We start from the raw sequence: 21,050 nt of genomic DNA on the forward strand, positions 1-21,050 counted from the left end.
GAAGGTGAGCCCAAACGAAGGGGTGTAAGTGGCAGCGACCAAGGCAAGCCCGGCAACCGATGGGCCGGTGAAACGCACCGCCACGAAGTCTGCGTCGTCCCCCGCCAAGCGTCCGGCGGCCAAGGCCGCCAATGGCTCCGCGCCCGCCAAACGGGCCGCCAAGACGACCGCGCGGTCCACCAAGTCCGACGCCGCCGAGCCCGCCAAGAAGACCCGCGCCAAGGGCGCCGAGGCCAAGGGCCGCGGCACCAAAGCGGCCAAGGGCGGCCCGGCGGATCCCGACGCCCTCGATTCCGACGGCGCCGTCGAGGATCTCGACAACGAACCAGACCTCGAGGCTGAGCCCGGCGAGGACCTCGACATCGACAGCGACCTGTCCCTCGACGACCTCGAGGAAGACGTGGCGTCCGAAGACGCCGAGGTCGAATCGGGCGATTCCGAGGTGGGTGACGACGAGGAGGCGCCCGCCCCCGCGGCGGCCGCCGAGCCCGCCGCCGACGAGGACGACGAGATCGCCGAGCCCACCGAAAAGGACAAGGCCTCCGGCGATTTCGTCTGGGACGAGGACGAATCCGAGGCGCTGCGCCAGGCCCGCAAGGACGCCGAGCTCACCGCCTCCGCCGACTCGGTTCGCGCGTACCTCAAGCAGATCGGTAAGGTCGCGCTGCTCAACGCCGAGGAAGAGGTCGAGCTGGCCAAGCGGATCGAGGCCGGCCTGTACGCCACGCAGCTGATGACCGAGATGACCGAGCGCGGCGACAAACTGCCGGCCGCCCAGCGCCGCGACATGCAGTGGATCTGCCGCGACGGCGACCGCGCCAAAAACCATCTGCTGGAGGCCAACCTGCGGCTGGTGGTGTCGCTGGCCAAGCGCTACACGGGCCGCGGCATGGCGTTCCTCGACCTCATCCAGGAAGGCAACCTGGGTCTGATCCGCGCGGTCGAGAAGTTCGACTACACCAAGGGCTACAAGTTCTCCACGTACGCCACCTGGTGGATCCGCCAGGCCATCACCCGGGCCATGGCCGACCAGGCCCGCACCATCCGCATCCCCGTGCACATGGTCGAGGTGATCAACAAGCTGGGCCGCATCCAGCGCGAGCTGCTGCAGGACCTGGGCCGCGAGCCCACGCCCGAAGAGCTGGCCAAGGAAATGGACATCACGCCGGAAAAGGTGCTGGAGATCCAGCAATACGCGCGCGAGCCGATCTCGCTGGACCAGACCATCGGCGACGAGGGCGACAGCCAGCTGGGCGATTTCATCGAGGACAGCGAGGCCGTGGTGGCCGTCGACGCGGTGTCGTTCACGCTGCTGCAGGACCAGTTGCAGTCGGTGCTCGAGACGCTCTCGGAGCGCGAGGCCGGCGTGGTGCGGCTGCGCTTCGGCCTCACCGACGGCCAGCCCCGCACCCTGGACGAGATCGGGCAGGTGTACGGGGTGACCCGCGAGCGCATCCGCCAGATCGAGTCCAAGACCATGTCGAAGCTGCGCCACCCCAGCCGCTCGCAGGTGCTGCGCGACTACCTGGACTGAGCCCGGTCCGGCCTTCCGTGAGAACGGTTGGCGCACAAGCTGTTCGCGGCTCGCGGCACCCCGACCGAGCCAAACAACCCATGCCGCGGGGAAATTCGGCTGCGCTGGCGGCGCCGCCGTCGTACGGTGAGGCGCATGTCAGCACACCGCACAGTGGTCTCGTCCGGTTCGGAATTCGAATCGGTGGTCGGTTACTCGCGCGCGGTGCGGGTCGGTCCGCATGTGGCGGTGGCCGGTACGACCGGCACCGGGCCCGCCGGTGACATCGCCGCCCAGACGCGAGATGCCCTGCGCCGCATCGACATTGCACTGCAACAAGCCGGCGCGTCACTCACCGACGTGATACGCACGCGCCTCTACGTCACCGACATCTCGCGCTGGCGCGAGGTGGGCGCCGTGCACGAGGAGGTGTTCGGCGCGATCCGCCCCGTGGCCACCATGGTCGAGGTCTCGGCGCTCATCGCGCCCGAGTTGCTGGTGGAGATCGAGGCCGACGCCTACGTCGACTCGCCGGTGACCGGAGGGAAGGCGCCGTCGGCCCCCGGGGGGTAAGGGGTGACGCGGGTCACCGCGGCGACCGGCAGGGTGCCGTACAGGTGCGGGAACAACATCGACGCCGGATCGGTTGGCACTCCCGGCTCCCAGCGCACCGGTGCGTCGAGGCGAGCCGGGTCGATGCGCAACAGCACCAGGTCACGCCGGCCCCGGTAGAGCCGGTTGGCGGGCAGGTGGACCTGCTCGGGCGTCGACAGGTGGATGAATTCGGCGCCGTCCGCGGGGCGGATGGCGCCGTCACGGCGGGCCTGCGCCCACTGCTCGGCCCCGCACAGGTGCACCAGCACGTCGGCAGCGAAGGTCACGACGGTCACCCTAGAGAACCGTCCACACCAAATCTGACCAGGCCGTGAGAAACGACACACCCGATAACGATCGGGGAACAAGGCGAAAACGCCATACGTCTGAGAAAGTGAATGTACGAGAACGGAGAAGCCATGAATGCAACTCTGACGAGTCCAGAACTGACACGGGCCGACCGCTGCGACCGCTGCGGTGCCGCGGCCCGTGTGCGCGCCAAGCTGCCTTCCGGCCTCGAGCTTCTCTTCTGCCAGCACCACGCCAACGAGCACGAGGCCAAGCTGACCGAGCTGGACGCCGTGCTGGAGGTCAGCGGAAGCTAGCCAACCGAACTCGCCCGTCCCCAATGTGGGCAGCGCGGGCGATCTTCGGTAATGCTGGACTGGTATGAGCGATCAGGTCGCAAAACCGTCGCGCCACCACATCTGGCGAATCACCCTGAGGGCTCTGTCCAAGAGCTGGGACGACTCAATCTTTTCCGAGTCGGCTCAGGCTGGTTTCTGGTCGGCGTTGTCCCTGCCGCCGTTGCTGCTCGGGATGCTGGGCACGATGGCCTACGTGGCGCCGCTGTTCGGGCCGGACATGCTGCCCAACATCCTGCGGCAGCTGCTTTCGACGGCGCACAGCGTGTTCTCCCCCAGCGTGGTGAACGAGATCATCGAGCCGACGGTCCGCGACATCGCCAGCAACGCCCGCGGAGAGGTGGTGTCGCTGGGATTCATCATCTCGCTGTGGGCGGGGTCGTCGGCGATCTCGGCGTTCGTCGATTCCGTCGTCGAGGCGCATGACCAGACGCCGCTGCGCCATCCGGTGCGGCAGCGCTTCTTCGCGCTGTTCCTCTACGTCGTGATGCTTGTGGTCGTGGTGGCGACCGCGCCGCTGGTCGTGGTGGGCCCGCGCAAGGTGGAAGAACACATCCCGCTCGGCCTGTCCAACGTGCTGCGCTACGGCTACTACCCGGCGCTGATCATCGGCCTGACGCTCGGGGTGATGATCCTGTACCGGGTCGCACTGCCCGAACCGCTGCCGTCACACCGGCTGATCCTCGGTGCGATGCTGGCGACCACGGTGTTCGTCACCGCCACCCTGGGCCTGCGGTTCTACCTGAGGTGGATCACCAGCACCGGCTACACCTACGGCGCGCTCTCCACCCCGATCGCATTCCTGCTGTTCGCGTTCTTCGGCGGGTTCGCGATCATGCTCGGGGCCGAACTCAACGCCGCGGTCCAGGAGGAGTTTCCCGCGCCCACCACGCACGCCCACCGGGTGCGCACCTGGTTGTTCTCCCGCTCGCCCGCCCTGAAGAAGACGGTGGAGACGCTGGCCAGCCCGATCGCGAATCCCGCCACGCAACAACGCGATACCGCGCCGGCGAAGCCGCCCGGGTGATCAGCCCTTCTTGAGCCGGTCGTAGATCTGCTTGCACTCCGGGCAGACGGGTGAGCCCGGCTTGGCCGCCTTGGTGACGGGGAACACCTCGCCGCACAACGCGACGACGTGGTTGCCCAGCACCGCGCTCTCGGCGATCTTGTCCTTCTTGACGTAGTGAAAATACTTGGGTGTGTCGCTGCCGGTCCCGTCGTCGACGCGTTCGTCGGTCTCGGTGCGCTCGATCGTCTGGGTCTGCATACCTGACATTCTTGCACTGCCCGGTGCGCTGCCGGGCCGCCCCGAAACCGGCCACGCCGGAATCGTCCAGGTGTGGGACAGTGGAGAAATGAAGCACGGCTCCGACGCGGGGTTCGACGGCAGCTTCGATGACTTCGCCGGCCACAAGGGCCGCCCGGTGCTCATCACCGCCGCCGAGCCCTCCTATGAGGAGCAGCATCGCGCGCGGGTCCGTAAATACCTGACCCTGATGGCATTCCGGATTCCGGCCCTCATCCTCGCCGCGCTCGCCTACGGCGCGTGGCACAACGGCCTGATCTCGCTGGCGATCGTGGCGGTGTCCATCCCCCTGCCCTGGATGGCCGTGCTGATCGCCAACGACCGCCCGCCGCGCCGCCCCGACGAGCCCCGCCGGTTCGACAACGCGCGCCGGCGCACCCCCCTGTTCCCCCGCGCCGAACGCCCGGCGCTCGAGGCTCCGCGACACCCGCAGCCGGGGTGGCCTCCCGACCCGCGGGGCGGAATCGACGACGGCTAGCGCTCGTTCCGTCTTCGGTGCCGTCGCGGCGCACTTCTCAGGACATTCTCAGGTCTTCGGGACATTTGTGCACGTCAAGACGTGTGAGATGGGGAACCGCTGGGAACTCTGAACCCTAATCGGTCGTTGAACTCGATGACAGTACAAGCCGAACGGGAGGTCGCTATGGCGAACGCCAGCACGAGCAGATTTGACGGCGATCTGGATGCTCAAAGCCCCGCGGCGGATCTAGTGCGCGTATATCTGAACGGAATCGGCAAGACGGCGTTGCTCAATGCGGCGGGGGAAGTTGAACTCGCGAAGCGGATCGAAGCCGGGCTCTACGCCGAGCACCTGCTCGAAACGCGTAAGCGCCTCGGGGAGAACCGTAAACGCGATCTAGAGGCCGTGGTGCGCGATGGTAAGGCCGCGCGCCGTCACCTGCTGGAGGCGAACCTGCGCCTGGTGGTGTCGCTGGCCAAGCGGTACACGGGTCGTGGCATGCCGCTGCTGGACCTGATCCAGGAGGGCAACCTCGGGCTGATCCGCGCGATGGAAAAGTTCGACTACACAAAGGGATTCAAGTTCTCGACCTACGCCACGTGGTGGATTCGTCAGGCCATCACCCGCGGCATGGCCGACCAGAGCCGCACCATCCGGCTGCCCGTCCACCTGGTGGAGCAGGTCAACAAGCTGGCGCGGATCAAGCGTGAGATGCACCAGAACCTCGGCCGCGAGGCCACCGACGAGGAACTGGCCGCCGAATCCGGCATCCCGGTCGACAAGATCAACGACCTGCTCGAGCACAGCCGCGACCCGGTGAGCCTGGACATGCCGGTCGGCTCCGAGGAGGAAGCCCCGCTGGGCGACTTCATCGAGGACGCCGAGGCGATGTCGGCCGAGAACGCGGTGATCGCCGAGTTGCTGCACACCGACATCCGCAGCGTGCTGGCCACGCTCGACGAGCGCGAGCACCAGGTGATCCGGTTGCGGTTCGGCCTCGACGACGGCCAGCCCCGCACGCTGGACCAGATCGGCAAGCTGTTCGGGCTGTCCCGCGAGCGGGTTCGCCAAATCGAGCGGGACGTAATGTCCAAACTCCGCAACGGGGAGCGCGCCGACAGGCTACGGTCGTACGCGAGCTGACAACTCACTCAAGCTAGGTAGCAGACAGTATGCCCGCCGCGTCAGCGGCGGGCATACTGCTTGCCTGGGAGGCGTTACACCCATTCATGCAGCTGGCCAAGTAGACTCAGCGTCGATGGAAGGTGCTGAATGAACGACCTGGTTGACACCACCGAGATGTACCTGCGGACCATCTACGACCTCGAAGAAGAGGGCGTAACGCCGCTACGTGCCCGAATCGCCGAACGCCTCGATCAGAGCGGGCCGACTGTCAGCCAAACCGTGTCCAGGATGGAGCGCGACGGGCTGCTCCACGTGGCCGGTGACCGCCACCTCGAGCTCACCGACAAGGGCCGGGCGCTGGCCGTGGCCGTCATGCGCAAGCACCGCCTCGCCGAGCGACTGCTGGTCGACGTCATCGGTGTGCCCTGGGAGGAAGTGCACGCCGAGGCGTGCCGCTGGGAGCACGTGATGAGCGAGGAGGTCGAGCGGCGGTTGGTCAAGGTGCTCAACCACCCGACCACCTCGCCGTTCGGCAACCCGATCCCCGGGCTTCTGGACCTGGGCGTGGGCCCTGAGTCCGGCGCCGAGGAGGCCATCCTCGTCCGGCTGACCGAGTTGCCGCCCGGCTCCCCGGTGGCGGTGGTGGTCCGGCAGCTGACCGAACACGTCCAGGGCGACACCGACCTGATCACCCGCCTCAAGGACGCCGGCGTGGTCCCCAACGCGCGCGTGACCGTCGAGACCGGCCCCGCCGGCGTGACCATCGTCATCCCCGGCCACGAAAACGTCACCCTGCCCCACGAGATGGCCCACGCGGTCAAGGTCGAAAAGGTCTGACCCACCACCCCTGGCCCCCCGGCTAGCCCGCCCTGCGGCCGAACGGCCGACGCGGCGGGAGCCGCACCCCGAACTGCTTGGCCAGCCGGTACCCGGTGAGCGCGAGATCCCGGATGTCCTCGGGCCGCAGGCCCGAGGACAACGCGGTGTCCAGCATGCCCGCCATCCGGTGCTCGGGCTCACAGCGCAGCGCCTCCTGCAGCGACACCCCGGCCAGCGGGCCGTCGCCGCGCGCGTACGCGCTGAACGCGAGCAGGACCAGCGCCTCGACCCGCCACGGCGGCGGCAGGGTGCGCGCCAGCACCGCCCACAGCGACTCGACGTCGTCGGCGCCCTCGCCGACGGCCAGCGCGTACAGGATGTCGCGGACCTGCGAGTCGCTCAGCGCGCAGCCCAGCGCCGCCAGTTCGGCGTCGGACAGCGATTCGCCCGAGGCGACCCGGGCGGCGGCCGCCATCGCGCCCTCCACGTCGCCGCGGGTGCAGCGGACCGGATGCGCGCGATGCGCGGCGCGGCGCCGGGCGGCGTGCCGGCCGACCGCGCCGGCCAATGCGGCGCTGCGGGCCGGGTCGTCGGGCGCGATGACCGCCTGCAGGTCGGCGCGGCGCGGGTAGAGCCGCCTGCCCTCCAGCACCGCCGCCGCGGCCAGCGGCGAGGCCGAGGGGTCCTCGACGAGGCCGCTCGACCCGCAGCCCTCGACACAATGCCAGCGTCCGCCGAGGGCGACCCGGTCGACCACGTGGGTGGCCCAGAGCTCAATGTCGTGCTGCGACAAGGACTCTGCGAGGGCCTCACACAACTGCCGGTACTCGTCGTTGCAGCTGGGACAGTGCGCGCCGTCGGCGTCGACGATCACCGCGATGACGGCCTCGGGCCGGGCCGCCGCGGCGACCTCGGCCAGATGACCGACCCGTCCGAACAACTCCTCGGAGAGGTCGACGCGCATCACCGACCCGAGGTGCCGATCCTCCAAAGACACTAATACCAATGAATTTTCGGGAATGAAGCCGAGAACGGCGGGCAGCGCGGCGATGAGCGCGCCGGGGCGGGAAAGCTCGAAGTCGGGTTGTGCATGCGTGGTCATGAGCACCAACGCTGACGGCCGCCACCGTCGGCCGGTGCTCGCGCGCGCCGGCGCGGCAACCCAGCTGTGGATGAACCCGGCACTGTGAGTTGTGCTGCTCTACTGTTTAGCCCATGGGCTCGGCGCAAGAGTACGACATGGTGGTCATCGGTTCGGGGCCCGGCGGGCAGAAGGCCGCCATCGCCTCGGCCAAGCTGGGCAAGTCGGTCGCCATCGTCGAACGCGGCCAGATGATCGGCGGCGTCTGCGTCCAGACCGGCACCATCCCGTCAAAGACGTTGCGCGAGGCGGTCCTTTACCTCACCGGGATGAGCCAGCGCGAACTCTACGGCGCGAGCTATCGGGTCAAGGAGAAGATCACCCCGGCTGATCTGCTGGCCCGCACCCAGCACGTGATCGGCAAGGAAGTCGACGTGGTGCGCAACCAGCTGATGCGCAACCGCATCGACCTGCTGATCGGCCACGGGCGGTTCGTCGACCCGCACACCATCGAGGTCGAAGACCCGTCGCGGCGCGAAAAGGTAACCATCAGTGGCAAATACATCGTCATCGCCACCGGAACGCGGCCGGCGCGGCCGTCCGGCGTCGAGTTCGACGAGGAGCGCGTGCTCGACTCCGACGGCATCCTCGACCTCAAGACGCTGCCGGCCTCGATGGTGGTCGTCGGCGCCGGGGTCATCGGCATCGAGTACGCCTCGATGTTCGCCGCGCTGGGCACCAAGGTCACCGTGGTGGAAAAGCGCGGTGACATGCTGGACTTCTGCGACCCCGAGGTGGTCGAGGCCCTGAAGTTCCACCTGCGCGACCTGGCGGTGACGTTCCGGTTCGGCGAGGAGGTGACCGCGGTCGACGTCGGCTCGGCGGGCACCGTCACCACCTTGGCCAGCGGCAAGCAGATCCCCGCCGAGACGGTGATGTACTCGGCCGGTCGGCAGGGCCAGACCGACCATCTCGACCTGCACCACGCCGAGCTGGAGGCCGACAACCGCGGCCGGATCTTCGTTGACGACTATTTCCAGACGAAGGTGCCGCACATCTACGCCGTCGGGGACGTGATCGGTTTCCCCGCGCTGGCCGCGACCTCGATGGAGCAGGGGCGGCTGGCCGCCTACCACGCGTTCGGGGAGGCGTGCGACGGCATCACCGAGCTGCAGCCGATCGGCATCTACTCGATCCCCGAGGTCTCCTACGTCGGGGCCACCGAGGTGGAGCTGACCAAGGACGCGGTCCCCTACGAGGTCGGGGTGGCCCGGTACCGGGAGCTGGCCCGCGGCCAGATCGCCGGGGACTCCTACGGGATGCTCAAGCTGCTGGTGTCCACCGAGGACCTGAAACTGCTCGGCGTGCACATCTTCGGCACCAGTGCCACCGAGATGGTGCACATCGGGCAGGCGGTGATGGGGTGCGGGGGCACGGTGGACTACCTGGTGGACGCCGTGTTCAACTACCCCACGTTTTCCGAGGCCTACAAGGTGGCCGCGCTCGACGTGATGAACAAGGTGCGCGCGCTCAATCAGTTCCGCCGCTAGGCCAGATGGTGGCGACCCGCTGCGCCCGGCTCCGACATATGGTGGCGACCCGCTGCGGCCACGGCCGCGCTGGCGGTCGCCATAGCTAACAGGCGTCCTGCAGGTCGCCGGGGACGGGGTCGCCCGGCCCACCGACTTCGGCGCGGGCCAGCAGCTCCGCGGTCTGGGCGTCGAACGGCGCCGAATACGAGATGTCCGGCGCGCACCCGCCGCGCTCGAGACCGCCGATCAGCCCCGTGAGCGTGGTGCCGCTGACCCACGGAGCGCCGCTGGTGCCGTCCACCAGACCTTCGCACGCGAGCGCGGGGAACCCGCTGTCGCTGACCGAGGTGCTGCCCTGGCACCCGATGGGCTCGCCGCCCACGCCGACCGGATAACCCAGCACGGTGACGCGACTGCCCGGTGGGGGCGTCACGCCCAGCGTCAGCGCCAGACCCGCGCGGGACTCGACGCTGGCGCCGGTGTCGTTGCTGACTCGCGCGATCGCGTAGTCGGCATGCGGATCCTTGCTGGCGACCCAGCGCGGATCGAGGTAGACCGCGTCGGCCTTCCACATGTCGGTGGGAGCGGGCGCGGCGTCGCCGGCGAAACCGGGAACGAAGGTGATCAGCGACGCCCCGGCCAGACAATGCGCCGCGGTCATGATCAGGTCCCCGCCCTTGGAATGCACCACCGAACCGGTGCAAACGTGGAGCGGCCCACCGTCGATGAAGATCGCCCCGATCCGCCGGTCCGGCTCCACCGGACCCGCGACCGCCTTCTGCTCGGGCTGGCTGAGCCGCTGCACGGGGCCGCCGGTCCGCGGCGCCGACACCGGGGCGCCCGACACCTGCTCGACGGGCCGATGACACGACGTCAGCGACGTCGCCACCCCCACCACCGAGCAGAGCACCAGGATCGGTATGCGCATCGCCTTCATCATGCCCGACGCCGCGGCGGCGAGCCGACTTCCGCGCGACGCCGTGCGCCACGGGGTTTGCTGACGCCGCGGAGGGGACCCCCGATAGGGTCTCACCGGATTACGCCTGAGAATTATCGCGTTCCACGGTGCGAACGCCGGAACCGAGTTCGCTGTTCTATCCGGGTGCCGCCTGATTCAGGGGACACTTGGTAGGGCACCCTGAAGGGACCCCCGAGAGGAGGCGATCGAAGATGGATCACCATCGAGACCCAGGTGACCAGTACCAGCAGGGCCAGCCCGGCATGTACGAGCTGGAGCTGCCCGCGCCGCAGTTGTCGACGTCCGACGGCCGCGGCCCCGTACTGGTGCACGCCCTGGAGGGCTTTTCCGACGCCGGTCACGCCATCCGGCTGGCGGCCTCGCATCTCAAGGCCGTGCTGGACACCGAGCTGGTCGCGTCCTTCGCGATCGACGAATTGCTGGACTACCGCTCACGGCGGCCGCTGATGACCTTCAAGACCGATCACTTCACCAACTATGACGACCCGGAGCTGAGCCTCTACGCGTTGCGCGACACCGTCGGCACCCCGTTCCTGTTGCTGGCCGGCATGGAGCCCGATCTCAAGTGGGAGCGCTTCATCACCGCAGTCCGCCTGCTGGCCGAGCGGCTCAACGTGCGCCAGACCATCGGCCTGGGCACCGTCCCGATGGCCGTTCCGCACACGCGGCCGACCACGATGACCGCGCACTCCAACAACCCGGAGCTGATCGCCAATTTCCAGCCGTGGATCGCCGAGATCCAGGTCCCGGGCAGCGCGTCCAACCTGCTCGAGTACCGGATGGCCCAGCACGGCCATGAGGTGGTCGGCTTCACCGTGCACGTCCCCCACTACCTCACCCAGACCGATTACCCGGCCGCAGCTCAGGCGTTGCTCGAGCAGGTCGCCAAGACCGCGTCGCTGGAGCTGCCGCTGACCGCGTTGACCGAAGCCGCGGAGGTGATCCGGGCCAAGATCGACGAGCAGGTCGAGGCGAGCGCAGAGGTCGCTCAGGTGGTGGCGGCGCTGGAGCGCCAGTACGATGCCTTCATCGACGCTCAGGAGAACAGATCGTTACTGTCGCGCGACGAGGATCTGCCGAGCGGCGACGAGCTGGGCGCGGAGTTCGAGCGATTTCTCGCCCAGCAGGCGGAGAAGAAGTTCGACGACGACGATCAGGCCTGACCCTCTGCCGAACACCCAGCCACACCGCCCTTAGCCCGGCCCGACAGCAAGGTTGGCCCTATGACCGAGCGGAAGCGCAAGAACAGGCTCCGCCCGGTGCGCGAAGTGACCGCACCCACACTCGAGTTCCGCACCATCCACGGTTACCGGCGCGCCTACCGCATCGCGGGCTCCGGGCCGGCGATCCTGCTGATCCACGGCATCGGCGACAACTCCACCACGTGGAATGCCGTGCAGGCCAAGCTCGCCCAGCGCTTCACGGTCATCGCCCCGGACCTGCTGGGTCACGGCCGATCCGACAAGCCGCGCGCCGACTACTCGATCGCCGCATACGCCAACGGGATGCGGGACCTGCTCAGCGTGCTCGACATCGAACGGGCCACCATCGTCGGTCATTCCTTGGGCGGCGGTGTGGCCATGCAATTCGCCTACCAGTTCCCGCATTTGGTGGAGCGGCTGATCCTGGTGGGCGCCGGCGGCGTGACCAAGGACGTCAACTTCGTCCTGCGGTGGGCTTCGCTGCCGATGGGCAGCGAAGCCATCGCCCTGCTGCGATTGCCCCTGGTGCTGCCGGCGGTTCAGGTCGTGGGCCGGGTCCTGGGCGCCGCGCTGGGCAGCACCGGCCTGGGCCGTGACCTGCCCAACGTCCTGCGGATCCTCGACGATCTGCCGGAACCGACGGCGTCGGCGGCATTCAGCCGAACCCTGCGGGCGGTGGTGGACTGGCGCGGGCAGATCGTCACCATGCTCGACCGATGTTATTTGACCGAAGCCATCCCGGTGCAGATCGTCTGGGGCACCAAGGATGTGGTGGTCCCGGTCCGGCACGCGTGGATGGCCCATGCCGCGATGCCCGGTTCGCGGCTCGAGATCTTCGAGGGCTCCGGCCACTTTCCCTTTCACGACGACCCCGCCCGCTTCATCGAGGTCGTCGAGCGCTTCATGGATTCGACCGCGCCCGCCGAATACGATCAGGCCGCGCTGCGCGGGTTGCTGCGCACCGGTGGTGGCGAGCGGGCCGTGAGCGGCCCGGCGCCCACGCGCGTCGCCGTGCTGAACGCCATGGGGTCCGACGAACGCAGCGCCACCTGATTCCACCTTGATCGAGGCGGCGCGGTTCGGGGTCGTACAGTCGGGCCATGGGTATCGACGTCACGGTGTTGCGGGTGTTCACCGACGCGGACGGCAATTTCGGCAATCCGCTCGGCGTGGTGGATGCCGCTGAGGTCGGGGTCGCGGACCGGCAACGGGTGGCGACCCAATTGGGCTACAGCGAAACGGTTTTCGTCGACCGTCCGGCCGCGGGCTCCGCGACCGCGCACGCCACCATTTACACGCCCCGGACCGAGCTGCCGTTCGCCGGGCACCCGACGGTCGGCGCCTCGTGGTGGCTGCGGGAGAACGGTCGGCCGATCAACACGTTGCAGATACCGGCGGGAATCGTGCAGGTGGGCTACGACGAACACCACACCCGCATCAGCGCCCGCGCGGAATGGGCGCCCGAGTTCGCGTTGCACGAATTCGCTTCGGCCGACGATGTTCTCGCCGCCGACCCGACGGACTTCCCCGACGACACGGCGCACTACCTGTGGGCCTGGACCGACCGGGCCGCCGGGGCGCTGCGGGTGCGCATGTTCGCCGCCAACCTCGGTGTGGCCGAAGACGAGGCGACCGGTTCGGCCGCGATGCGCATCACCGACTACCTGAGCCAAAACCTGCGGATCACCCAGGGCAACGGCTCGGTCATCGAAACCACCTGGAGCGCCGAGGGCTGGGTCGCGGTGGCCGGGCGGGTGGTCAACGACGGTGTGCGACAGCTGGACTGACCGGGGCCGCCGGCGGTCGCACGCTCAGCGCTGCCGGTGCAACACCGCGGCCAGGTGGTCCTGCAGCGGCTGGCCGACCGCACCCATCTGCACCGTGTAGGACAGCTCATCGCCGTCGATGCGGAAGCAACGCCCCAGTCCCGTCACCTCTTTGGCCGTAGGCGTGAGGCCGACCGTCGTGGTGGACATCTGCATGTCGATGAGGTCGCCGGTGACCGAATAGGTGCCGACCTCGATCTCGGTGATGCCGCTCGGGTGGGCCAGCACCAGCTCGACGTGGCCCGGCTGCGGCACGCGAAGGTATCCCGTCTCGGCGTGTAGCGGCTTGCCGTCGGCCACCGCCTTGGTTTTCTGGGCGTAGGCCAAAAAGGGTTTGCCCACATGGGCGAACGTGACTTCTTCGAGGTAGTCGAACGGCGGGATCGTCGGGTACTTGCCCGCGCCCTGGCCGACCCACGTGCCGAGGAGCGGGGCCAGGGCCGCCAGGTCGGGATGCAACTCAGGGGGCATGCACCGAGCCTAGCGGGCCCCCCGGCGGGATCCGTCAGCCCGGCGTGGCCACTCCGCGGTGCTCGCGCAGCGCCTGGATCTCGCGCTCGAAGTCGTCGGCGGACTCGAAGGAGCGGTACACGGACGCGAACCGCAAGTACGCCACCTCGTCGAGATCGCGCAGCGGCCCGAGGATGGCCAGGCCGACCTCGTGGCTGGGGACCTCCGGGGAGGCCACGGCGCGCACGGTGTCTTCGACCTGCTGGGCCAGCAGATTCAGCGCGTCGTCGTCCACCTGGCGGCCCTGGCAGGCCCGGCGGACTCCGCTGATGACCTTTTCCCGGCTGAAGGGCTCGGTGACGCCGCTGCGCTTGACCACCGCCAGGACCGCGGTTTCCACGGTGGTGAAACGCTTTCCGCATTCGGGGCACGATCGGCGACGCCGGATGGCCTGCCCCTCGTCGGTTTCGCGCGAGTCGATCACCCGGGAATCCGGATGGCGGCAGAAGGGACAGTGCATGACCGCTCCTTCACCGTGCCGACAACCGGGTACCGCAGAACTTTGAGCGTACCCGTGCGCTGACCTGCACGGCTAACGGAGCCGCCCTCCCTGGGGCGGCGCCACGCGGGCCGCGCACCTCACGGGCCGGAACCGTTGGGACACAACGACCGTCAGCCGATCGGGGCGATCAGCGTTTGGCCGGCAACCAGCGTCGGCGAGTTCAGGTCGTTGAGCTCACGGATGCGATCGGCCACCGCGGCGGCCGGCGCGTCGGGGGCCACGCGGTGAGCGACATCCTGCAGTGACTCCCCCGCGTCGACCCGCACGACGGCGAGCCGGTTCGGGACGGGGGCGGCCGAATTCGTCGAGTCGCCGTTGAGCGCCTGCCCCACGTTCGCGACGAGGCCCAGCCACAGCGTGATCGCCCCGGCGGCGAGTGCCAGACCAACCGTCGTCGCCCAGGTGACGGCGCGCCTGCGGTGCGGAGCGACAGACATCGCGACCCCGGTGCCGTAGTAGCGCGTCGGGGCGCCCGCGGGCCGCGACGGCGCGGGGCGCCGCGAGCGGGCCAGGCCGTCCCTGCCGTACCGAACGCCCTGAACCGGTCCGTTGACCGGGCGCCGAAGACTGCTGGTGCGCGGCGCAAGCGTGTGGATGACTGTCATCTGCGTTCCTCCGGTCAACTAGCTCTCGCTCGTGTGTTCGACTCTAATCGCTTGTGTGTTCGAAACCCGAACATTTGAGCGAAGCGTGTCGCACGAGCAAAACGCTAGATCACACCACCGACAACTCCGTCGGCCTCTACCACTGTCACGAGGCACAAATACCCGGTCTCGGCAAGAGTTACACATTTGTGATTCGGCCGATGGCGGCGCTTTTCCGGCCCGGGACGCCCGGGCGACACGCCAGTCGAACACATGTTTGATTCTTGTCGGCGGTGCGGCTACATTCAGTGCCATGGGCGACAGCAACGACACTTCCCCGAACACCGGCCCGGCCGCGGCGGACGGCCGGCTGCACTCCGTGGACTCCGCGCTGACCGAGCGGCAGCGCACCATTTTGAATGTCATTCGCGCCTCGGTGACCAGCCGCGGCTATCCCCCGAGCATCCGGGAGATCGGCGACGCCGTCGGGCTGACGTCGACGTCCTCGGTGGCGCACCAGCTGCGCACGCTGGAACGCAAGGGGTATTTGCGCCGCGACCCCAACCGGCCCCGGGCGGTCGATGTCCGCGGCGCCGACGACGACGTGGCCGCGCCCGCCACCGAGGTGGCCGGGTCGGATGCGTTGCCGGAACCCACGTTCGTCCCGGTTCTCGGGCGGATCGCGGCCGGTGGACCCATCCTGGCCGAGGAAGCCGTCGAAGACGTGTTCCCGCTGCCGCGCGAGCTGGTCGGCGAGGGCACGCTGTTCCTGCTCAAAGTGGTGGGCGACTCGATGGTGGAGGCCGCGATCTGCGACGGCGACTGGGTGGTCGTGCGCCAGCAGAACGTCGCCGACAACGGCGACATCGTCGCGGCGATGCTGGACGGCGAGGCCACCGTCAAGACGTTCAAACGCGCCGGCGGTCAGGTGTGGCTGATGCCGCACAACCCGGCGTTCGACCCCATCCCGGGAAACGACGCGACCGTGCTGGGCAAGGTCGTCACGGTGATCCGCAAGGTCTAGCGGCCGGCGGCCCCGCTAGTCGGCCCGGGTGAAGCCGTTGGCCAGCGCGACCTCTTCGCTGGACAACCAGATCTCGGGCAGCGTGTCCTGGTACAGGTCGCTGCCGGGCGTGTAATACAGGCCGTACCGGGCGCTCGCCTTGATCGGGTAGCCGTCCGGCGCCTGGTACGGGTCGTCGAGTGGCAGGTGGATGGTCGGGCGCCCGTCCGGGCCCGCCAGCCCGTTCTCCGAGCCGTCCTCGGCGTCGTCCGCGGCGGCGTGCCGACCGCCGGATCGCTGCGCGGCGACGAAGGCCCCGGCCGCCCCTGCGCCGACCGCCCCGGCCTCGGCGGCCCCGGACACGTCGGGCTCCGCGGCGACATCGTCCTCGGGTTCGACTTCCGCCTCAGGGACCGCGACGTCGGGATACTCATCCTCGGGCGCGGCGGTTTCCAGGGCACCGGTGACGGCGTCGGCATCCGGCGGCGTGTGCGCAACGGCGACGTCGGGATACTCGTCGTCGGCGTACTCGTCCTCCGGATAGCCGGCGTCGGCGTAGTCGGCGTCGACGTAGGCGGCATCGTCGGCGGTCTCGGCCTCGGCGACCTCGGGAACGGCGTCGGTGTAGTCGGTGTAATCGGCCTCGGCATCGGGATAGTCGGCCTCCGCCAGCATCTCCTCCGAGACGACGGGAATGGAGTCGGTGTCGATCGCGTCGGGGTCTTCCTGCTCGACGCCGTAGTCGCTCTCCGACGGCGCCTGACGCTGCCAGCTGACCCGCGCGGTGGCCGCGGCATCGGTCGGCCGCTCGGGTTCGCGCGGCCCGCCCGGCGCGAAATGCTCGGTCGCGAGGTCGGGGTCCTCCGGGCCCCAGGGCGCGTCATACCCCTGGTCGGACGCATACCCGGCGGCACCGTCCGCGCCGGAGCGGCGCCGGCGCCATCCGAACAGCGCCCACGCCACCACCACCAGCAGCACCAGGACCGGAATGGCGGCCAGCCACCACCACGAATGCCAGCCGAACTTGTTGGCGTGTGACGGCATGGCCGAACTGCTCGGCTGGTTCTGGCCCGAGACCTGAAGGCCGCTCAACAACGGCGCCAGGTTGGCCGGGTCGGTGCTGAACGTGTTCTTCGCCCGGTTCCACGAGATCTTGCCGCCGGTGAACTGCTGCGAGATCACGTCACCGTCCACGGCCTGGTCGCCGACGGGCGCCCCCAGTTTGCCGGCCGGACCGCGCAGTTTGTCCCAGGCGGCCTTCATCGCCCCGCGCACGACGAACGCGCCGTGCTCGGCGGTCCGGAAGATCACCGGTTTGTCGGCGGCCGAGAAGGTGCAGATCCGGCTGGACGGGCCGATGCCGCCGTCGGTTTCGTTGGTGACCGGGAATCCGAGGCCGCTGCCGACGGGCCCGCCGAGCGACTCGTATTTGGCCAGGATGTCGGTCTCGAGCGCGTTCGCGCCGGTCGCCGGGGTGAAGAACACCTTGCCGCCGGCGAAGTTCTGGACGATGCCGTCACCGCCGATCGGGGTCTGCCCGCCCTGCTTGGCACCCAGCGGTCCGTTGGGTCCCCCGGCCGCCCGCCACGCCATGTTGATGGCCGCGGTGGGATCGATCGCCACCTGCAGGCCCTTCAACTGGTCGGCCAGCCCCGGCGGTTCGGTGGTGAACTGCTTGGTCTGCCGGTTCCACGAAACCTGGCCGCCGCTGAACTTCTGCGAGGACACCTCGCCGTTGTAGGTCTCGTCGCCGACCGGAACACCGAGCACCCCGCCCGAGCTGCCCAGCTTGTCCCAGGCGGAGTTGATGGCGCCGCGCACCACGTACGGGCCGTGCTCGGGTGTCCAGAAAATCACCGGCTTGTCGGTGGCCGAGAAGGTGATCACCCGGCTGTCGGGGCCCGCCAGGCCCGGAACTTCGCTGATGGCCGGGAAACCCAGATCGCTACCGGCCGGCCCGCCCAGCATCTCGTATTTCTCCAGGATGGGCCCGTAGGCGAATTTGGCCCCGGTGGCCGGGGTGAAGAACATTTTGCCGCCGTCGAAGTCCAGGGCGAACCCCTCCCCGGCGGGGTACACGTCACCCTTGCGGGGGCCGAGCGGGGACGTGTCGCCGCCGGCCTTCTCCCACGCGGCCATCATCGCCGCTTCGGCGTCACCTATCGGGCTCGCGGTGGCGACGGGCGCCAGCAATACGGCGGCTAGTGCTGTGGTCGTCAGGCTGACCAGCGCGCTTCCGATCAGCTTGCGCATGTGACCTCTATGCACCTTCACCAAGCCTTCCAGCCTCCGGATACGGCTCTATCTGCGGCTATGCCCTTACCTGCATAACCGGCGAAACGGGCCGTTCTTCCGCGGGGAATGGACCCGCTCACGATCCGCCTTATCGCCGGGCTCGCATAACTTTGCTCCAGCCAACAAGAAATGCGAAGTCAAATCACGAATTTTACAAAAAGGGATACCACACCGATGTCGAAATGATGCCGGGCCACGGCCGAATCGCGACCATCCATGCGTCGGCGCATATCGCGCCCAAAGCCGGCCGGGATTTCATCAATCGAGCGCGGCCACCGCGGCCCGCGGGGCGTTCGCCGACTGGACGACGATCCGTTAAACGAAAAGCTATACGCCGAGGCTGCGGCCGATGATTTCCTTCATGATTTCGGTCGTGCCGCCGTAGATGGTTTGTACCCTGGCGTCCAGATAGGCACGGGCGACCGGGTATTCGCGCATGTAACCATAGCCGCCGTGCAGCTGCAGACAGCGGTCGATCAGGTGCACCTGCTTTTCGGTGCAGTACCACTTGGCCATTGCGGCCTGCTCGGCGGTCAGCTTGTGGTCCAGGTGCAGGCGAACGAATTCGTCGACCATCATGCGCACCACGGTCGCCTCGGTCGCCAGCTCGGCGAGCACGAAGCGGCTGTTCTGGAAGCTGCCGATCGGCTTGCCAAAAGCCTTGCGCTCCTTGGTGTATTGCAGCGTCTGCTCCAGCACCTGCTCCATCGCCGCGGCGGCCATGATGGCGATCGAGATCCGCTCCTGGGGCAGGTTCTGCATGAGGTAGATGAACCCCATGCCCTCTTGGCCCAGCAGGTTCTCGGCCGGCACCTTCACGTCGGTGAACGACAGCTCGGCCGTGTCCTGCGCGTCGAGCCCGATCTTGTCCAGGTGCCGTCCGCGCTCGAAGCCTTCCATCCCACGCTCGACGGCGAGCAGGGAGAAGCCCTGGGCGCCCTTGTCCGGATCGGTCTGCGCGACGACGATGACCAGGTCGGAGTTGATCCCGTTGGTGATGAACGTCTTTGAACCGTTGAGCACGTAGTGGTCGCCCTGCTTGACCGCGCGGGTCTTGATGCCCTGCAGGTCGCTGCCGGTGCCCGGCTCGGTCATCGCGATCGCCGTAATCAGTTCTCCGGTGCAGAATTTCGGCAGCCAGCGCTGCTTTTGCTCCTCGGTCGCCAGCGCCAACAGGTACGGCGCCACGATGTCGTTGTGCAGGCCGAAACCGATGCCGCTGTAGCGACCGGCGGTGGTCTCCTCGGTGATGATCGTGTTGTACCGGAAATCCGGGTTACCCCCGCCGCCGTACTCCTCGGGCACCGCCATGCCCAGGAAGCCCTGCTTGCCGGCCTCGAGCCACACGCCGCGGTCGACGATCTTCGCCTTCTCCCACTCGTCGTGGTACGGCGCGACGTGGCGCTCGAGGAAGGCCCGGTAGGACTCGCGGAACAGGTCGTGCTCTGGCTCGAAAAGAGTGCGCTGGTATTTGATGGCGCTGCTCATGGAATAGACCTCCGGCGACGGTGATTTCTGCAGCCCAACATATACCAACCGGACGGTTGGTCGGCAGCTGGCGGGTCGGCGCCGGCGGTGCGCTGGGGAATCGGCCGCTACGGCCGACGGCTCAGCGGGCGGCGAACTCGCGCAGCCGGCCGGCCAAGGCGACCGGGACCCGGGCCTTGATCCGGGTGCCCTCGGCGTCGTGCTCCTCGTGCTGGACGCGCCCGTCGGCGTGCAGGCGGGCCACCAGGTCCCCGCGGTGATACGGGATCACCACGTCCACGGCCGTGTCGGCGGGCACGGCCAGCTCGGCGATGCGGCGGCGCAGGGCGTCGATGCCCTCGCCGGTGCGCGCGGAGACGAACACCGCGCCCGGCAGCGCGTGGCGGAGCTTGGCCAACGCCAAATCGCTTGCGGCGTCGACCTTGTTCACCACCAGCAGCTCGGGCGGGGGCGCGCCGTCATGGTCGGCGATGACGTCGGTGACCACCTGCCGGACCGCATTGATCTGCGCCAGCGGGTTGACGTCGGAGCCGTCGACGACGTGCACCAGCAGGTCGGCGTCGACGACCTCCTCCAGGGTGGAGCGGAAGGCCTCGACGAGCTGGGTGGGCAGGTGCCGGACGAACCCGACGGTGTCGGTGAGCACGAACGAACGTCCTTCGTCGAACTCGGCGCGCCGCGTGGTGGGCTCCAGGGTGGCGAACAACGCGTCCTGCACCAGCACCCCGGCGCCCGTCAGCGCGTTGAGCAGGCTGGACTTGCCGGCGTTGGTGTAGCCGACGATGGCGATCGACGGCACGTCGCTGTGCAACCGGCGGCTGCGCTGGGTGTCGCGGACCTGCTTCATGTCCTTGATCTCGCGGCGCAGCTTCGCCATCCGCTCGCGGATGCGGCGCCGGTCGGTCTCGATCTTGGTCTCACCGGGACCGCGCAGGCCCACGCCTCCCCCGCTGCCGCCGGCGCGGCCACCGGCCTGCCGCGACATCGACTCACCCCAACCGCGCAGCCGCGGCAGCATGTATTCCATCTGGGCCAGCGACACCTGCGCCTTGCCCTCCCGGCTCGTGGCGTGCTGGGCGAAGATGTCCAGGATCAGCGCGGTGCGGTCGATGACCTTGACCTTCACCGCCTTCTCCAGCGCGGTCAGCTGAGCCGGGGACAGCTCACCGTCGCAGATGACGGTGTCGGCGCCCGTCGCCAGCACCACCTCGCGCAGTTCGGCGGCCTTACCCGAGCCGATGTAGGTCGACGGGTCGGGCTTGTCGCGGCGCTGGATGAGCCCTTCGAGCACCTGGGAGCCGGCCGTTTCGGCGAGGGCGGCCAGCTCGGCCATGCTGGCCTGGCTGTCGGCGGCGGTGCCGTCGGTCCACACGCCCACCAGGACGACCCGCTCCAGCCGAAGCTGGCGGTATTCGACCTCGGTGACGTCGGCGAGCTCGGTGGACAGGCCGGCGACGCGGCGCAGCGCCGACCGATCCTCGAGGGCGAGTTCGCCCGTGCTGGGCTCCGTGACCGCGTGATCGCGAAATTCGGGATGTGTCATAGGCAATAAGAGATGATGCACGCAAAGTCGGTGGCGTGCATCTG

At 68.7% G+C, this 21,050-nt stretch carries 22 protein-coding genes; 12 read left to right on the forward strand and 10 right to left on the reverse strand.

Going from position 1 to position 21,050, the window contains the following annotated elements:
• Positions 1-28 precede the first annotated feature (28 nt).
• Together OCQ_RS17255 and OCQ_RS17260 are read left to right on the forward strand one after the other, a co-directional pair.
• Positions 29-1,534, forward strand: coding sequence for an RNA polymerase sigma factor (locus OCQ_RS17255; RefSeq protein WP_026071295.1), 1,506 nt, complete (start codon positions 29-31; stop codon positions 1,532-1,534).
• Positions 1,535-1,669: 135 nt separating this feature from the next.
• Entirely contained in the window at positions 1,670-2,086 is a 417-nt protein-coding gene (locus OCQ_RS17260) for a RidA family protein (RefSeq protein WP_041785112.1), read from the forward strand.
• On the opposite strand, the gene OCQ_RS17265 is transcribed toward OCQ_RS17260, so the two are convergent.
• A complete protein-coding gene (locus tag OCQ_RS17265; RefSeq protein WP_038536870.1) occupies positions 2,032-2,403 on the reverse strand; it encodes a DUF952 domain-containing protein in 372 nt (123 codons plus the stop codon). The genes OCQ_RS17260 and OCQ_RS17265 overlap by 55 nt on opposite strands.
• Before the next feature lie 123 nt (positions 2,404-2,526).
• On the opposite strand from OCQ_RS17265, the gene OCQ_RS17270 reads away from it, so the two are divergent.
• Together OCQ_RS17270 and OCQ_RS17275 are read left to right on the forward strand one after the other, a co-directional pair.
• The gene (locus tag OCQ_RS17270; RefSeq protein WP_008258551.1) at positions 2,527-2,712 is read left to right on the forward strand and encodes a DUF7455 domain-containing protein; all 186 of its coding nucleotides are present in this window, start codon (positions 2,527-2,529) and stop codon (positions 2,710-2,712) included.
• A 64-nt stretch (positions 2,713-2,776) separates the two neighbouring features.
• The gene (locus OCQ_RS17275) at positions 2,777-3,778 is read left to right on the forward strand and encodes a YihY/virulence factor BrkB family protein (RefSeq protein WP_009955740.1); all 1,002 of its coding nucleotides are present in this window, start codon (positions 2,777-2,779) and stop codon (positions 3,776-3,778) included.
• Here OCQ_RS17275 and OCQ_RS17280 read toward each other — a convergent pair whose 3' ends face one another.
• Positions 3,779-4,018, reverse strand: a complete 240-nt coding sequence (locus OCQ_RS17280; protein ID WP_008258553.1) for a DUF3039 domain-containing protein — start codon at positions 4,016-4,018, stop codon at positions 3,779-3,781. It lies immediately after the preceding gene.
• A gap of 70 nt (positions 4,019-4,088) precedes the next feature.
• On the opposite strand from OCQ_RS17280, the gene OCQ_RS17285 reads away from it, so the two are divergent.
• From OCQ_RS17285 to OCQ_RS17295, 3 genes are all read left to right on the forward strand, one after another.
• Positions 4,089-4,535: a DUF3099 domain-containing protein gene (locus tag OCQ_RS17285; protein WP_008258554.1), complete on the forward strand. Its 447-nt coding sequence runs from the start codon at positions 4,089-4,091 to the stop codon at positions 4,533-4,535.
• Positions 4,536-4,670: 135 nt separating this feature from the next.
• Positions 4,671-5,660 carry a sigma-70 family RNA polymerase sigma factor SigB gene (sigB, locus tag OCQ_RS17290; RefSeq protein WP_050782802.1) on the forward strand — a complete coding sequence of 330 codons (990 nt, stop codon included), beginning with the start codon at positions 4,671-4,673 and terminating at the stop codon, positions 5,658-5,660.
• Positions 5,661-5,789: 129 nt separating this feature from the next.
• On the forward strand, positions 5,790-6,479 hold the full coding sequence (locus tag OCQ_RS17295; RefSeq protein ID WP_008258556.1) for a metal-dependent transcriptional regulator: 690 nt from the start codon (positions 5,790-5,792) through the stop codon (positions 6,477-6,479).
• Positions 6,480-6,501: 22 nt separating this feature from the next.
• Here the strand turns inward: OCQ_RS17295 and OCQ_RS17300 are convergent, their stop codons facing one another.
• Entirely contained in the window at positions 6,502-7,563 is a 1,062-nt protein-coding gene (locus OCQ_RS17300; protein WP_014385379.1) for a DUF4192 domain-containing protein, read from the reverse strand.
• 113 nt (positions 7,564-7,676) lie between these two features.
• Here OCQ_RS17300 and sthA point away from each other — a divergent pair, with 113 nt between their 5' ends.
• Positions 7,677-9,092: a Si-specific NAD(P)(+) transhydrogenase gene (sthA, locus tag OCQ_RS17305; protein WP_009954997.1), complete on the forward strand. Its 1,416-nt coding sequence runs from the start codon at positions 7,677-7,679 to the stop codon at positions 9,090-9,092.
• A gap of 85 nt (positions 9,093-9,177) precedes the next feature.
• Here sthA and OCQ_RS17310 read toward each other — a convergent pair whose 3' ends face one another.
• A complete protein-coding gene (locus OCQ_RS17310) occupies positions 9,178-10,014 on the reverse strand; it encodes a trypsin-like serine peptidase (RefSeq protein ID WP_014385380.1) in 837 nt (278 codons plus the stop codon).
• Positions 10,015-10,244: 230 nt separating this feature from the next.
• Between OCQ_RS17310 and OCQ_RS17315 the strand changes: the two genes are divergently transcribed.
• The 3 genes from OCQ_RS17315 to OCQ_RS17325 are packed head-to-tail and all read left to right on the forward strand — an operon-like array spanning position 10,245 to position 13,042.
• Positions 10,245-11,216 (forward strand): proteasome assembly chaperone family protein, encoded by a 972-nt coding sequence (locus OCQ_RS17315; protein ID WP_008258561.1) that lies wholly within the window; start codon positions 10,245-10,247, stop codon positions 11,214-11,216.
• Between the two features lie 60 nt (positions 11,217-11,276).
• Positions 11,277-12,308 carry an alpha/beta fold hydrolase gene (locus tag OCQ_RS17320; RefSeq protein ID WP_008258562.1) on the forward strand — a complete coding sequence of 344 codons (1,032 nt, stop codon included), beginning with the start codon at positions 11,277-11,279 and terminating at the stop codon, positions 12,306-12,308.
• A 47-nt stretch (positions 12,309-12,355) separates the two neighbouring features.
• Entirely contained in the window at positions 12,356-13,042 is a 687-nt protein-coding gene (locus OCQ_RS17325) for a PhzF family phenazine biosynthesis protein (RefSeq protein WP_009955002.1), read from the forward strand.
• Positions 13,043-13,066: 24 nt separating this feature from the next.
• Here OCQ_RS17325 and OCQ_RS17330 read toward each other — a convergent pair whose 3' ends face one another.
• From OCQ_RS17330 to OCQ_RS17340, 3 genes are all read right to left on the reverse strand, one after another.
• A complete protein-coding gene (locus tag OCQ_RS17330) occupies positions 13,067-13,552 on the reverse strand; it encodes a peroxynitrite isomerase (protein ID WP_009955003.1) in 486 nt (161 codons plus the stop codon).
• A gap of 34 nt (positions 13,553-13,586) precedes the next feature.
• Positions 13,587-14,051 (reverse strand): transcriptional regulator NrdR, encoded by a 465-nt coding sequence (gene nrdR, locus OCQ_RS17335; RefSeq protein ID WP_008258565.1) that lies wholly within the window; start codon positions 14,049-14,051, stop codon positions 13,587-13,589.
• A gap of 152 nt (positions 14,052-14,203) precedes the next feature.
• Entirely contained in the window at positions 14,204-14,698 is a 495-nt protein-coding gene (locus OCQ_RS17340; protein WP_008258566.1) for a LysM peptidoglycan-binding domain-containing protein, read from the reverse strand.
• 292 nt (positions 14,699-14,990) lie between these two features.
• Between OCQ_RS17340 and lexA the strand changes: the two genes are divergently transcribed.
• Positions 14,991-15,701, forward strand: a complete 711-nt coding sequence (gene lexA, locus OCQ_RS17345) for a transcriptional repressor LexA (protein WP_008258568.1) — start codon at positions 14,991-14,993, stop codon at positions 15,699-15,701.
• Between the two features lie 15 nt (positions 15,702-15,716).
• Here lexA and OCQ_RS17350 read toward each other — a convergent pair whose 3' ends face one another.
• From OCQ_RS17350 to hflX, 3 genes are all read right to left on the reverse strand, one after another.
• Complete coding sequence (locus OCQ_RS17350) at positions 15,717-17,933, reverse strand: LGFP repeat-containing protein (protein ID WP_014385381.1); 2,217 nt, start codon at positions 17,931-17,933, stop codon at positions 15,717-15,719.
• Positions 17,934-18,302: 369 nt separating this feature from the next.
• Positions 18,303-19,463 (reverse strand): acyl-CoA dehydrogenase family protein, encoded by a 1,161-nt coding sequence (locus OCQ_RS17355; RefSeq protein ID WP_008258570.1) that lies wholly within the window; start codon positions 19,461-19,463, stop codon positions 18,303-18,305.
• Positions 19,464-19,584: 121 nt separating this feature from the next.
• Positions 19,585-21,006, reverse strand: coding sequence for a GTPase HflX (gene hflX, locus OCQ_RS17360; RefSeq protein WP_014380603.1), 1,422 nt, complete (start codon positions 21,004-21,006; stop codon positions 19,585-19,587).
• Positions 21,007-21,050: the final 44 nt, after the last annotated feature.

Source organism: Mycobacterium paraintracellulare (assembly GCF_000276825.1).
GTDB classification, from domain to species: domain Bacteria; phylum Actinomycetota; class Actinomycetes; order Mycobacteriales; family Mycobacteriaceae; genus Mycobacterium; species Mycobacterium intracellulare.